The 14,318-nt window shown below is 40.6% G+C and carries 11 protein-coding genes; 6 read left to right on the forward strand and 5 right to left on the reverse strand.

From position 1 onward, the window contains the following. The first annotated feature begins 230 nt into the window (after positions 1-230). Positions 231-1,562 carry an aromatic ring-hydroxylating dioxygenase subunit alpha gene (locus tag AC5JMK_RS27250; RefSeq protein WP_096676526.1) on the forward strand — a complete coding sequence of 444 codons (1,332 nt, stop codon included), beginning with the start codon at positions 231-233 and terminating at the stop codon, positions 1,560-1,562. A 45-nt stretch (positions 1,563-1,607) separates the two neighbouring features. Here the strand turns inward: AC5JMK_RS27250 and AC5JMK_RS27255 are convergent, their stop codons facing one another. The 3 genes from AC5JMK_RS27255 to murC all read right to left on the reverse strand — a co-directional run bounded on the left by AC5JMK_RS27255 (position 1,608) and on the right by murC (position 4,786). Next, positions 1,608-2,087 carry a GNAT family N-acetyltransferase gene (locus tag AC5JMK_RS27255; protein ID WP_096676527.1) on the reverse strand — a complete coding sequence of 160 codons (480 nt, stop codon included), beginning with the start codon at positions 2,085-2,087 and terminating at the stop codon, positions 1,608-1,610. Between the two features lie 120 nt (positions 2,088-2,207). Next, positions 2,208-3,203, reverse strand: coding sequence for a UDP-N-acetylmuramate dehydrogenase (murB, locus tag AC5JMK_RS27260; protein WP_096676528.1), 996 nt, complete (start codon positions 3,201-3,203; stop codon positions 2,208-2,210). A 119-nt stretch (positions 3,204-3,322) separates the two neighbouring features. Further along, positions 3,323-4,786, reverse strand: a complete 1,464-nt coding sequence (gene murC, locus AC5JMK_RS27265) for a UDP-N-acetylmuramate--L-alanine ligase (RefSeq protein WP_495911413.1) — start codon at positions 4,784-4,786, stop codon at positions 3,323-3,325. 341 nt (positions 4,787-5,127) lie between these two features. On the opposite strand from murC, the gene nadD reads away from it, so the two are divergent. Together nadD and AC5JMK_RS27275 are read left to right on the forward strand one after the other, a co-directional pair. After that, positions 5,128-5,742: a nicotinate (nicotinamide) nucleotide adenylyltransferase gene (nadD, locus tag AC5JMK_RS27270; protein WP_495911414.1), complete on the forward strand. Its 615-nt coding sequence runs from the start codon at positions 5,128-5,130 to the stop codon at positions 5,740-5,742. A gap of 225 nt (positions 5,743-5,967) precedes the next feature. Beyond that, complete coding sequence (locus AC5JMK_RS27275; protein ID WP_096676531.1) at positions 5,968-6,981, forward strand: type I glyceraldehyde-3-phosphate dehydrogenase; 1,014 nt, start codon at positions 5,968-5,970, stop codon at positions 6,979-6,981. Between the two features lie 144 nt (positions 6,982-7,125). Here AC5JMK_RS27275 and thiL read toward each other — a convergent pair whose 3' ends face one another. Continuing rightward, the gene (thiL, locus tag AC5JMK_RS27280; RefSeq protein ID WP_096676532.1) at positions 7,126-8,229 is read right to left on the reverse strand and encodes a thiamine-phosphate kinase; all 1,104 of its coding nucleotides are present in this window, start codon (positions 8,227-8,229) and stop codon (positions 7,126-7,128) included. 197 nt (positions 8,230-8,426) lie between these two features. Here thiL and AC5JMK_RS27285 point away from each other — a divergent pair, with 197 nt between their 5' ends. From AC5JMK_RS27285 to AC5JMK_RS27295, 3 genes are all read left to right on the forward strand, one after another. Then, a complete protein-coding gene (locus AC5JMK_RS27285; RefSeq protein WP_096676533.1) occupies positions 8,427-8,834 on the forward strand; it encodes a hypothetical protein in 408 nt (135 codons plus the stop codon). Positions 8,835-8,930: 96 nt separating this feature from the next. Next, positions 8,931-11,156 carry a DEAD/DEAH box helicase gene (locus tag AC5JMK_RS27290; protein WP_096676534.1) on the forward strand — a complete coding sequence of 742 codons (2,226 nt, stop codon included), beginning with the start codon at positions 8,931-8,933 and terminating at the stop codon, positions 11,154-11,156. Between the two features lie 433 nt (positions 11,157-11,589). Beyond that, positions 11,590-13,758, forward strand: coding sequence for a pentapeptide repeat-containing protein (locus AC5JMK_RS27295; RefSeq protein ID WP_495911421.1), 2,169 nt, complete (start codon positions 11,590-11,592; stop codon positions 13,756-13,758). A gap of 417 nt (positions 13,759-14,175) precedes the next feature. On the opposite strand, the gene AC5JMK_RS27300 is transcribed toward AC5JMK_RS27295, so the two are convergent. Beyond that, a partial coding sequence (locus AC5JMK_RS27300; protein WP_495911422.1) for a tetratricopeptide repeat protein occupies positions 14,176-14,318 on the reverse strand: 143 nt, incomplete at its 5' end.

Genomic DNA, 14,318 nt, shown 5'->3' on the forward strand with positions numbered 1-14,318 from the left:
ATCCCCTCCTTAAAAGATAGGGGTTCTCACGCTCCCGGACTTCTTTGATAGTTTTTCATTTTCTGTTAAAGCAAGACGGAGAATTTATTTGACTTTTTCTTCTGGGGAACGGCCATTTTTTTCTGCTCGTTGTTGCAAGAGGTTTTTGAGGTTGTCGTCATGATGATTGAATTGAGTTGTGATGTGTTTATATCATGTTCGTTGGAACACTTATATTTAGAGACTACATAATGCAATCAGAATTCAACTTTTTTCAGCAGTGGTATCCCCTTTCACCTGTTGAAGACCTAAACCCCAAAAGACCAACACCAGTTACACTTTTGGGACTGCGCTTGGTCATTTGGAAACCTAAGTCAACTGAGACTTATCGCGTGTTTTTAGATCAATGTCCCCATCGCCTTGCACCCTTAAGTGAGGGACGTATTGACGACAAAACGGGTAATTTGATGTGTAGCTATCATGGATGGCAATTTGATCAGCAAGGAATTTGCACTCATATTCCCCAAGCGGAAAATTCAGAACTTGTGAGTAAGAATAAAGAAAACCTGTGTGCAGTTAGCTTACCAGTTCGTCAAGCACAGGATCTACTTTGGGTGTGGGCTGATGCTAAATCAGCAGATCTAGCAGCAACTACAGCTTTACCTCTGTCACCGCAAGTTGATGCAAGCAAAGGTTTTGTTTGGTCTTCTTTTGTACGTGACTTGGAATATGACTGGGAAATCCTAGTTGAAAACGTCGCAGATCCTAGTCATGTTCCTTTTGCTCATCATGGGGTGCAGGGCGATCGCGCACAAGCAAAACCCATACCAATTGAAATTCTGCAATCAACAGCAAATTTGATTGAAGCAGCAACTATCGGACGCTTTCAAACAACAATTACTTTTGAAGCACCTTGTCGGTTGGAGTATGCTATTAAATTTGGCGATGCTGGAAAGCAGATTGGACTCGTCACATATTGTGTACCAGTGTCCCCAGGTAAATCTCGGATTGTCGCTCAGTTTCCTCGTAACTTTGCCAAAACAGTTCATCGTCTCATACCCCGTTGGTGGGATCATATTAGCGAACGTAATGAAGTTCTTGATGGAGATATGGTGCTTCTACAACAGCAAGAGTATTTTCTCCAACAGACAGAATCGTCACAAAGTTGGAAAACTGCCTATAAACTACCTGCAAGTGCCGACCGTTTAGTGATTGAGTATAGGAATTGGTTTGATAAATATTGTCATGGACAGTTACCCTGGAGTGAAGTGGGAATAAGTGTTCCCGAAATCAGGAATATCAATGAAAATCGCGAACAAGTTTTGGATCGTTACAAACAACACACGCAGCATTGTAGTAGCTGTCGAAGTGCGCTGAAAGCTGTGCAACGTTTGCAAGCAGCACTTTTAGCATACTTTGCGATTACTGTTGCTGGAGTTGCTGTTCTTCCCGATGCACTTCGAGTTCAGCTTGGCTTACCTCTTGTGATCATAGCCCTACTTGGACTTACAGCTTATGCTTGGTTAAAATTCTGGCTTAGTCCTAAATTTTATTTTGTGGACTATATTCATGCAGATAGATAGTTACAGTTCGTAGTAAGCACTTAAGTGCTTATCTATACTGTTTTCTTATAAAACTTTCTCCATGAACACAGTGCATGAACTATCGTTATACCGTTCAATCGAGTAAAAACCAAGTTTTCTGTAAAGTTTGAGTGCTTGTGGTTGTCGCTCTTCGTTAGCTAGGTCAAGTCTTACTTTGCGATACCCTGCTTGCTGTGCAAAATCGAAGAGTGTTTGAGCCATTTTCCAGCCTAACCCCTGTCCTCGATACTCTTTGAGAAACCACATTCGCTTGAGTTCACAGATCTCATTATCGAGTCGTCGAATTGCTCCAGTACCTACAACTTGTTCATCATTAACCAAGACCAAAAACGTACCACAATTGTCAAAATAATGTGACTGCACATTCTCGATATCAGACATGGAATCAATTCGCCTAAAATCTGCTTCGGTCAGTACACCTTGCCAAATTTCTAGGGAAACTCCCATAACGATTTGCTTGGCTTGTTCGATTTGATGTCGCTGGATTGGTCTAATCTCAAGCACTGGCTTTGCTCTGATTGTAGAAACTATAGCAATCCTAAATCATAAGCCTTCTACTACCAACCAAAAGCGCCAGCAAGAAGCTGACGCTTACGGTCATGACTATAAATCACAACTATCAAATCAACAAACTGCTGGGAATTCTCCCAACATCTTGACTTCTGGTTCTAATAAAATTGACCAGTGATCCTGTACTTGATACTGCACATGACGAATGAGATTAAAAATATCCCAGGCACTCGCACCGCCGCAGTTGACGATAAAATTAGCGTGGCGTTGTGCTACCTGTGCGTTACCAATCTGGAAGCCTTTTAAACCAGTTTGTTCAATTAACCAGCCTGCGGAATAGGGCTTGGGGTTGCGGAAGACACTACCGCAACTAGGTTTGTCGTAGGGTTGCGTTGTCAGTCGGTGTTGTTTGTGTTGCTTGGTAGTTGCAATTACAACAGTGGGGTCAGCACCGGGTTGCATTCGGAATGTGGCTTGGGTAACAATGCGATTGCTTCCTTGTAAAATAGAAGTACGATAGCTATAACCCAATTGCTCACTGGTAAGGGTTTCTATAGTGCCATCCGGTGAAAGTACTTGAGCGCTGACTAAGATATCTGCAATACAGCTATTATGCGCTCCTGCATTCATCACCACAGCACCACCAACGGTTCCAGGGATACCTACAGACCATTCTAAGCCCTGCCATCCTTGCTCTGCGACTGCCATTGCCAAACTGGGAATAGGTTCCCCAGCAGCTACGGTTAATAGACCTGTTTCTGAGTCAAAATGAGTTTGACGAAGGCGACGAGTAGCGATTACTAAGCCTGGAATTCCGCGATCGCTCACTAGCAAGTTAGAACCTGCTCCCAGTACTGTTACTCGTAAACCTTCCTCTTTTGCATACCTTAAACTAGCGTACATTGCTTCGATGTTACGTGGAGCAACATACCATTCTGCTGGCCCTCCTACTCTGTAAGAGGTATATGCTGACAGAAGAACTTGTGGTTTGATCGCGCAGTCAGTACCAAGTAAGGGAATTTCCTTAAGATCGGAATTAGTCGTTTGTTGTTTATTTACAGTCACACCAGAATTTGTGCAGACATCTACAGCTGCCTGGGAAATTGCCATATTTACCAGAATCTGTTTTATTTTGATGTTTATCCACCGTATGAACACGGTTATTTTTTGATGCAATAAAAGAAATTTACAAAACTGACACTATGCCAGAAAACTAGTTTGTGAAACTTTTAGGATGTTGCTGTAGCTGGCTGACGAAGTGTAGCAATTACCTCCGGAATTACCTGATTTAAATTTCCAGCTCCTAAAAACAACGCTAAGTCTCCAGAACGTAGTGTTTGCTGTAAGAAATCACACATAGAACTGAGGTTTGCTTGATACTTAACTTGCGGATGATGCTTGGCAACTTCCTGTGCTAGTTGTTCACCGCTTACCTGTCCTAAGTTGAGTTCCCCGGCGCTGTAAATGTCAGTGAGTATAACTACATCAGCATGGGTAAAAGATTCGGCAAATTCTTCTAAAAATGCCAGTGTACGGCTGTAACGATGGGGTTGGAAGATGGCGACTACTCTTTGTCCTGGTCTTGCTTGCAGACGTGCAGCTGCCAAAGTTGCCCGAATTTCGCTGGGATGGTGAGCATAGTCATCAATAAATGTGATACCATGAGCTTCACCTCGAAATTCAAAGCGGCGTCTTGCACCTTCAAAAGTTGCAAGACCCTTGGCAATTTCACCAAATTCTAATCCCAAAATGCGACCAACGGCCACTGCTGCTAGAGCATTGCTGAGGTTGTGGCGACTGAGCAAACGTAACTTTAACACACCCAAGGCTTTGCCCCGCTCCCAAACTAAAGCGGTGGTGCCATCTGCACGATAATCTATATTTGTAACGGTATAATCTGCACCTGTGTCTGAATATAAGCTATAACTAATTGTTGGTTGAAAGCGATCGCGCACCGTTGCACAATCAATACTAGCCACTAGAGTCTGACAACTTTTAGCAAAGGTATGAAAAATCTCCACTACTTCTTCTAAATTGTCGTAGTGATCAGGATGGTCTAGTTCAATATTCGTGATTACACCGATTTTTGGGGCATGTTTGACTAATGAACCATCTGATTCATCTGCTTCTGCTACTAAATAGCTACTTTGCCCTAATCTAGCGTTACCTTCCCAAGCATCAACTTCACCACCAATTAAAATTGTGGGGTCAAGACCCGCTTCCAGTAACATATATCCAATCATGCTACTAGTGGTGGTTTTGCCATGAGTTCCAGCAACGGCAATGCTGTCATATTCAGAAATTAGATTTGCCAATACATCTGAACGATGGAAAATTGGGCAGCCTAATTCTAATGCTGCTTTATATTCCAGATTATTAGTATTTATTGCTGTTGAACAAATTACTTGTGGTAGTTGTGCCACTTTATCAGTTGACACATGATTTTGAGTATTTAAGACTACTTGATTTTCATTCTCTTTTGGACGAAAGAATTCTAAATTGCTTGCTTCTTGCTTGGCAAAAATATGAGCACCGATAGATTCCAATTTACAAGTTATATGATTTGGGCGAAGATCCGAGCCAGAAACTGGCAATTGTCGTTTTGCTAGCACGTATGCCAAAGCAGACATACCTATACCACCAATCCCAATAAAATGAAATGGTCTACCGCTAAAGTCTACAGTATTTTTCATCGATTACTCCTCTAACACCACACCACACCATAATCACAAATAACACGCGTATCATAACAGGATTTTGTTTTTTAAAGATACTACCTCTATATAAATCTCATACTCATGATTAGTTGATTTTGATGTTCAGATGACATTACTTCAGGATGATTTTAACCTCGTTAGTGGTTTTTCTGTTCATGAACTAATATTATGTTTATTCTGCAAATTTCTGCACTTTCGGGAAATATACAACTGTATTTTCAAACACATAATTTTGGTTTTATTTCTGAAATTGGCTACAATAGTAGGCTGATGGTTAATTACTTTGATATCGACTCAAGCAAAATTCAAGAGAGTAGATGCAACAAATCGCAATTTTTGGTGGCACGTTTGATCCTGTTCATTGGGGACATCTTATCGTAGCCGAAACAGCTCTCAATCAAGTACCCCTAGAACAGATTATTTGGGTGCTATCAGCAGATCCTCCTCATAAAAAAGCGACTTCGTTTCCACATCGTTTAGCAATGCTGCAAGCAGCGATAACAGACAATTCAGCATTTGCTGTTTCACCGATTGAGCAATTGCAATCTGGTACTTCTTATGCCATCAATACCCTGATTGATTTATCCACTTTTTATCCCAATACTCATTGGTATTGGATTGTTGGGCTAGATACCTTCTGGAGTTTACCTCAGTGGTATCGCGGACAGGAATTAGCACAATTATGTGATTGGTTAATCGCACCCCGGTCTGTTGGTAGTGAATGTATAACTCAAACTGATTTAATCTGCAAGCAGGTGGAGCAAAAACTGGCAAAGCAGTGTTCTAACATAAATTGGCGCTTATTGCATACTCCTTTGGTTGGAGTCTCTTCAAGTATGATTCGTAAATTATGTCGCGATCGCCAATCGATTCGTTACCTAGTCCCGGAATCAGTCCGAAGTTACATAGCTACACATAATCTCTATGGTTGAAGCAGGGGACAAGTTATCAGTTATCAGTTATCAAATTAAACTGTTAACTGATTCATGCCCGATCACCAATCCCCGATCACCGATCCTCCTCAGCCTTAATTAAAAAAAAATTAAAAATTTTTTTGGGATCTCGCATTTTATAGTTATATATACTCCCCCCTTTGCGATATGATCGGGGTCAACCATAAGATTTAATTAGGCATATATAACAGAGGGCAAGACGCTGTGATTAGAGTTGCTATCAACGGTTTCGGGCGCATCGGTCGTAACTTTATGCGCTGTTGGTTAGGTAGAGAGAATAGCAATATTGACTTGATTGCTATTAATGACACCTCAGATCCAAGAACCAACGCTCACCTGCTTAAGTATGACTCGATGCTAGGGAAATTAAAAAATGCTGACATTACTGCTGATGATAACTCGATTATCGCCAACGGCAAGACCGTAAAATGTGTATCTGATCGCAACCCAGAAAACTTGCCCTGGAAAGAGTGGGAAATTGACCTAATTATCGAAGCTACAGGGGTATTTACCGCCAAAGAAGGGGCAATGAAGCATGTGAATGCTGGAGCCAAGAAGGTTCTAATCACCGCTCCTGGTAAAAATGAAGATGGTACTTTCGTCATCGGCGTAAACCATCACGATTACGATCACGACAAACACCACATCATCAGTAACGCCAGCTGTACCACCAACTGCTTGGCTCCCGTTGCCAAAGTGCTACATGAGAAATTTGGCATCATCAAAGGTACAATGACCACCACCCACAGCTACACAGGTGATCAGCGCTTGCTAGACGCTTCTCACCGTGATGTACGTCGTGCGCGTGCTGCGGCTATTAACATTGTGCCTACTTCCACTGGTGCAGCAAAAGCTGTAGCGTTGGTACTGCCAGATCTCAAAGGCAAACTAAATGGTGTAGCATTGCGCGTACCTACCCCCAATGTTTCAATGGTGGATTTTGTGGTACAAGTCGAGAGGTCAACTATTACTGAAGAAGTCAACGCAGCCTTCAAAAGTGCCTCTGAAAACGACCTGAAAGGTATTTTGGACTACAGCGAACTACAACTGGTGTCCTCTGACTATCAAGGTACTGATGCTTCTTCCATTATTGATGCCAGCCTGACACTGGTTATGGGGGGTGACATGGTGAAAGTCATGGCATGGTACGACAACGAATGGGGTTACAGCCAACGCGTTCTCGACCTAGCAGAATTAGTCGCTGTGAAGTGGAAGTGATTATACTAAATACACAGTCAATAGTCAATAGTCCATAGTTGAGAGTTTTTATAGCTATAGCCATCAAGATTAGGACATAGACTATAAGAGTTCTCATTGCGTCTATCAAATGTTAACGTCCTAACAAAAATGGCTACGGCTATACTATTGACCAAAATGCTGAAATCCCTGATTGAGAGTCAAAACTTGGTCGGGGAATTCTTTTTTTTGGTCTTTTAGTACTACAGTTGAGCCGTCTATAATTTCTCCGACAACAGCAGCACCTTGACCAAGTATTTGTACTAATTTATCTGCTGGCTGTTTGGGTAAACACAAGACTAATTCAAAATCTTCCCCACCGTAGAGACTATACTGTAGAGCTTGTTCTTTGGTCAGCCAGTGATCAAATACTTGTGGAATAGGTATTTGTGTACGTTCTATAACAGCACCAACTTTACTAGCACGGCAAATTTGTACTACTGCATCTGCTAAACCGTCGCTGCTATCCATACCGGATACCGGGAAGTGGGAAATAGGGGTGTAAGGGAGCCAGTGCGTTGCGGGGGTTCCCCCCGTTGTAGCACCTGGCGTGTGTGGGGGTATAGGGGTGTAGGAAGAATCAAAAATTTGCCAAAGGATGGGTAAGACATCTAATCGTGGTTTTGGACGTTGGTGAGTGCGGATTAAAGCCTTTGTTTCCTCTTGGCTGAGGTTTTTTGCCTTTTCGGGGTGCAAGAGCAATTCTAAGCCAGCCTGGGACGCACCGTGAACACCAGTAACAACAATTGCATCTCCAACTTGAGCTTGGTTGCGACGGATAATTCGTTGGGGATAAGCTTGTCCAAAAGCAGTAATCGCTACGGTAATTACTGGCGATCGCACGACATCACCACCCAGAATCGGAGTATTGTATTGTTGCAAGCATTGTGTCATACCTGTATACATTTGTTCTACCCAACTCACAGAAACATCGCCAGGTAATCCCAATCCAACAGTAATTCCCAAGGTCGAAGCACCCATTGCTGCAAGATCTGATAAATTAGCAGCAGCAGCGCGCCAACCCACATCTTCTGCGGAAGTCGTAATCTCACTAAAGTGAATTTTATCAACTAAAACATCGGTAGTAACTACCACAAATTGCTCTGGTTCAGTAGCAATAACTGCTGCATCGTCCCCAATAATTTCTGCGGGACAAAAACGCTGCAAAATTTGTAAAAGTCCTTGTTCGCCGATATCTTTAACTAGCAAAGAAGATGATTGATTGTTCATAATAGGAATTTAATTTTTTTTAGGATATTGTTTAAAGATAATCAAACAAGATTGAGGTAAATTGCTTCTTCCACATAGGGTAAATTAAATACCCTTGTAACATCATGTTATTTCGCTTTTGAATTGCAGAACTCCATGTCTATCAAAACTACCTAAACGAATAATTTAGGTAATCAAAAAGTGATGAGATACTAAACATGAAAAAAGCAATTACTGTCTTGGTGGCTTTTCCTTTGTTGACATTGATAGCTTGTCAGCCAACTTCTACTCAGAATGCGACTGCTGAATTTTGTGGAAATTTAGCTAAATTGGAACAGGCTGTTAACCAAATGTCAAATTTAACTCCCGCTTCCACAGTCGGAGATCTTAGAGGAGCTGATAGAGCAGTTGATCAGGCGATCGCAAATGTTAGGGAATCAGCAAAAAGGGTGAAGGAAGCCAGAATAGACGATCTTAATCAAGCCTACAATAATCTTGACAAAACGGTTAATCGTCTTTCTAACAGACAAACTCTTGCTTCTGCTGCAACTTCTGTTCAGCAAGCAGCCGCAAAAGTTAAATCTGCAAAAGCACAGTTAGATTCTAGTATTAATTGTCCTCGGTAAGTGTCGAAAGCTGAATAAGCTTTATTAATGAGTGGGGCGGATGTCTCGTCCCCCCATTATTATTGATAGAAATTTTGAGTCTGAAAAATTTTATCAATGTCAAAGCAAATACACATAGATGAGGAAAATCTACACATATTTTCCCGGCTTGCACCCTTTATCCAAGAATACATTTACAATCACAACTGGACGGAATTACGTCCGGTTCAAATAGCAGCATGTCAAGCGATTTTTGATACGGATGCTCATTTATTAATTGCTGCTGCTACAGCTGCTGGAAAAACAGAAGCAGCATTTTTGCCAGTTTTAACTTTATTACATGAAAATCCATCTAGTACAATTGGTGCATTATATATTGGTCCAATTAAAGCTTTAATTAATGATCAATTTGAACGTTTGAATGGCTTACTCAAAGAAGCAGATATTCCTGTTTGGTATTGGCACGGTGATGTTTCTCAAAGTCATAAAAAGCAACTACTCAAAAAGCCTCTAGGTATTTTACAAATTACACCGGAATCTTTGGAAAGTTTATTAATTAATAAATATCATGATCTGATGCGTTTGTTTGGTGACTTACGATTTGTTGTCATTGATGAAATTCACGCTTTTATGGGTACGGAAAGGGGTTGTCAGATTCTTTGTCAATTGGCTCGGTTACAAGATTTGACCCAAAAGCAACCCCGAAGAATTGGTTTGTCGGCTACTCTTGGTGATTATGCATTGGCTGAGGAGTGGTTATCTTCTGGAAGTCAAAAATTAGTGATTACGCCAAGTATTGAAGGGATAAATAGACAAGTTAAGTTAGCTATTGAACATTTTTTTGTTAGTAATGAGGATGAATCAATAGAAGCAGGGAGTAGTTATGATAAATATCTTTTTAATTTGAGTAAGAATCGTAAATGTTTGATTTTTGCTAACAATAAATCGCAAACTGAAGCGGTGATTGGAACTTTACGAAAAATTGCGACTCAGCAAGGAGAAATAGATATATATCATGTACATCATGGCAGTATATCTGCTCGCTTGCGACAAATTGCAGAAAGTGCGATGCGGGAATCAAATCAACCTGCGGTGACTGCTGCGACTTTAACTTTAGAATTAGGTATAGATATTGGTTATCTTGAGCGAGTAATTCAGTTAGAAGCACCACTTTCTGTGGCAAGTTTTTTACAACGTTTGGGACGTACAGGTAGAAGAGGTGAAGCTGCTGATATGCGCTTTATTTGTGCTGAACAAGAAATATTATCAGAAGCACCTCTTCCTGAACAAATTCCTTGGCAATTATTGCAGTGTATTGCAATTATTCAACTTTATCTTGAGGAAAAATGGATTGAACCGATTAAGCCTTTGAGATATCCATTCAGTTTGTTGTATCATCAAACTATGAGTATTTTAGTGGCAATTGGCGAAATTTCGCCAACTGTTTTGGCTCAAAAAGTTTTGGGCTTACCTGTGTTTGCTGCTGTCTCTAAAGATGATTTGAAATTATTATTGCGCTATTTAATTGATATCAATCATCTGCAATTAACTGAGCAAGGTAAACTTATTTTAGGTTTGACTGGTGAAAGGGTGGTGGGTAAGTTTCAATTTTATGCTGTCTTCCCAGATAATGAAGAATTTTCTGTGAAGCAAGGATCTACAGAAATTGGTAGTATATCTATGCCACCACCTGTAGGTAATCAGTTTGCTTTGGCTGGGAGAACTTGGGAAGTTGTAGAAGTTGATTTTAAAAAGAAGATTATTTTAGTCAAACAGGTTGAAGGACAAGCAAGTATTTTTTGGCGGGGTGGTAGTGGTACGATTCATACACGCATTCTCCAACGAATGCGACAAGTTTTAGTTGAAGATATTGAATACCCTTATTTACAAACTAATGCGATTCAACGTTTAAGATTGGTTCGCGAACTCACACGCAATTCTGGATTAGAGCAAAAAAATATTTTACTCTTGGCTAAAGATAAGTGTTGCATTTTTCCTTGGATGGGTACGATCGCTTACCGAACTTTAGAAAGATTGCTGAATATGTTCTGTCGCGAATCTCTAGGAATTAAAAGTATTGGTGGAGTGAATCCGTATTATTTGATTATTAAATTAGACAAAACAAAAGTTAAGTCTCTATATCCAGAAATTATTTCTCTATGCGAACAAAGAATTACGGCTGAGAATTTATTGAGTGATGCAGAAGCGCCAGAAATTCAAAAGTATGACAAGTTTATTCCCCATCCACTTTTACGAAAAGCTTTTGCAAGTGAGCATTTAGATATGGAAGAATTGAGACAGCAAGTGAAGTTGTGGTCACATGAAGACAACTTGTGTTATTAGCTAAAGGTTTAAACGTATATTAGACCTCTTGCAAAAATATTTTTACCCCACCCTAACCCTAAGCGTTTACGGGGAGGGAACTAAATCTTCCCCCCGTGAACGGGGGGATTGAGGGGGGTTCATTCGACTTTTGCAAGAGGTCTATTGAAAAAATTGGGATGCTCCCAAGATCTCCGACTTCTTCTGTGAAGTCGGAGATCTTGCAATACTGCTCGGATAAGACAAATCGATTGACATTTAAAACCTGTAGAGACGTTGCAGTGCAACGTCTCTACATGCCCAAAATTACGACGACAAATCCTTAACCGAGCAGTATTGGGAGATCTTGTTATGGCAAATGTCATCTAAAATTGTTCTGTTCACAGGTAATGAATCGTAATTCGTAGATATTGTGTATAAATTTTTATTAATTCCTTTTTGCAAAGGAGGAAACATTACTAAATTTTGTATTGCTTTGATTAGTCTGTTAACGCTGCTGTTATTTTTATTACCTTTATCCGCTTTTGCACAAGCAGAACGCACACCCCTAACTTTAGAACTGTTGCAGGAAAGATTACATACATCCACTGTCCGCGAAGGTAATTTAACAGTAGATTTACGACAGATGGTGATTGATTTGCGACCAGATAACGCAGCTTTTCGTGATGCTTTTTACCAACTGCTGCGAAAAGAATTACAAAAAACAGGTTCTAAACCCTTGGGATTAGATTTGAGTAATTCTTTGATTCAAGGCGATTTTATTGGTAGTGACTTGGGTTTAAGAACTCCTCTTTACGCGCAGGCGATCGCCCCAATTTTTACACCTGCTGAACAAGAACAACTCGAACGTCTACGGGTAGTTTGCTTACAATCACTAAGTGTTGCTTTACCAAGTTCCAAAGACTGTCGATCGCTTTTAGCAACTCCAGCAACACCATCCAGCGAAATCAGTGTTTTCCGTGGTTCGCTGGTTTTAGAAAAAACTAATTTTACAGGCACAGTCCAATTTAATAATACATTTTTTCTGCAATCTGTAAATGCTCAAGGTGCTATTTTTAACCAATTAGCCAACTGGCAAGAAACACGCTTCAGCCGTTCCGCTAGGTTTAACAATGCGATTTTTCGACGGGAGAGTCACTGGCAAAATAGTATATTCTTTGACAAAGCTAATTTCAAACAAACACAATTTCAAGAAAACGCATTTTTTCAGGAAAGCTTTTTTGAGGACATCACCAATTTTAACCAAGCCAATTTTAAACAATTGGCTAAATTTAATCGCGTCCAGTGGCAAAATAATGTAGATTTTTCTGGAGTACGCTTTATTAACTCCGCACACTTTACTAAAGCTATTTTTAATCAATTTCTCTTTTTAACAGAAGCGACTTTTGAGCAAGCAGTCACTTTTCGAGAAGCACAGTTTAATCAACCCGTGAATCTACGGGGTACTAGCATTCTCAACCAAGCTGATTTTAGTGATGCTAGCTTTGCGAAAACTGCATTTTTAAATGTCTCTGGATTAGCTTTTAACTCAAATAAAGCCAAAATTTTAGGTAACTCTGGTCAAATTGGTGAAAAACTAATTGTAAATACACTGCAAGGAAATCAAAACGTCTTGCGGAATTTAGGACAAAATTTCCGCCAGTTGCAGCAAATTGCTGATGCAAATCAAATCGAGTATACCAAACAGCAACTGCGACTAGCACAATTAACCCGTCGTTTGGTGACGATCAATATTAATGATGCTTCGCAAACAAGTTTAATTAACCTGGGTTTTTCTCCAACTCAAGCAGAAGCGATCGCACATCGCCGATTAATTAAACCGTTTCGTAACACAAGCGAATTACTTACTCTTGCAGATATTGATTTAGAAACCTACACCAAACTCAGTTCACAGATAGTAGTTGACGAACCGTTGTTTTTAGGTGGATGGTTACTATTAGCTTGGAATTGGCTGACATTAAGTTTACTACTACTGCTTTCTGGTTACGGTACAGATTTTTGCTTAGTCTTTGGTGTCGGAACTATTGCGATCGCCGATTTTGGCTTATTATTTTGGCTGATAGATCGGCTGCGTCGTTTGTATCCTAGCGCGATTATTCCCACAGTTGACGAAAGTATATGGATGTTGACAAGTTTTACTGTCTTAACATTGTTGGGACTATTAGCGATTCTTCGCAGTGCTGAACAACCCTGGTTGACACTCGCCTGTCTTGTGATCATTATTGTTCCCGCACCACTAGTTTTATTATTAAGGCTATATCAACAAGGACGCTATCACGACTTAATGGACACTTCCTATTTCACCGAAGACGGAAGTATGCGACAGTTAAGATTACTCATTGGACGCTTACCCGTGATTCCCAGATACGAAGTATTTCGCGATCGCTATATGCCATTATTATGCGATCGTCATTGGAATTGGCTGAACTACTACGACTTTAGCCTCAACAATCTGCTGAGATTAGGCTTTAACGATGTTCGTTTACGAGACAAACACCTCCCTGGTATCATCTCTACATTAGCTTGGTATCAGTGGAGCTTGGGAATACTTTACATCACCCTCCTGTTGTGGACATTATCTCGCACCATTCCAGGGTTGAATTTGTTGATTTATTTAAAGTAGCTGTTGAGGAAACGGGGAACATTACGAATTGATTGACTTTGGTAATTTAAACTTTGATGTCCAACTACAGAACTCTAGAATATAGCAGTTCTCGGTTGTGTCCAATACGTACCCCACCCCTTAATCCCCTAAGCGCTTGCGGGGCTGCGGTGTACACATAAATCCTCTGATCCCCCTAAATCCCCCTTTTTAAGGGGGACTTTGATTCTAGTTCCCCCTTTTTTAAGGGGGGTTAGGGGGGATCAAAACGCTACTAGGCAACTTTATAAGACTTCTGTGTACACCGTAGGCTTGCGCTTAGGGGAGGTTTTGCGTCAGCAAAGCCGGGGTGGGGTTCCGACTGTATTGCAATCGAGTCAGAAGTGCTATATATAGGCGTTTCTGAATTCGCCAACAGTGTCTTCGCCAGATCTCCCCCTATTTCGTGGAGAGTTTTTGAAGTTGTTCTTGGGCAAGTTGGCTTAATTTAACATCATTGTTTAATTCCAGAACTTTCTTGAAGTCAACTACAGCATTATCTTTACTGCCCTTATTTTTGTAAGCTAACCCTCGATTGTAGT

Source organism: Pelatocladus sp. (assembly GCF_059505505.1).

Excerpts from the sequence above, each read along its gene's own strand:
- AC5JMK_RS27250 (WP_096676526.1), top strand. The coding sequence starts at position 231 with ATGCAATCAGAATTCAACTTTTTTCAGCAGTGGTATCCCCTTTCACCT.
- murB (WP_096676528.1), bottom strand. The coding sequence starts at position 3,203 with ATGGCAATTTCCCAGGCAGCTGTAGATGTCTGCACAAATTCTGGTGTG.
- murC (WP_495911413.1), bottom strand. The coding sequence starts at position 4,786 with ATGAAAAATACTGTAGACTTTAGCGGTAGACCATTTCATTTTATTGGG.
- nadD (WP_495911414.1), top strand. The coding sequence starts at position 5,128 with ATGCAACAAATCGCAATTTTTGGTGGCACGTTTGATCCTGTTCATTGG.
- thiL (WP_096676532.1), bottom strand. The coding sequence starts at position 8,229 with ATGAACAATCAATCATCTTCTTTGCTAGTTAAAGATATCGGCGAACAA.
- AC5JMK_RS27285 (WP_096676533.1), top strand. The coding sequence starts at position 8,427 with ATGAAAAAAGCAATTACTGTCTTGGTGGCTTTTCCTTTGTTGACATTG.
- AC5JMK_RS27290 (WP_096676534.1), top strand. The coding sequence starts at position 8,931 with ATGTCAAAGCAAATACACATAGATGAGGAAAATCTACACATATTTTCC.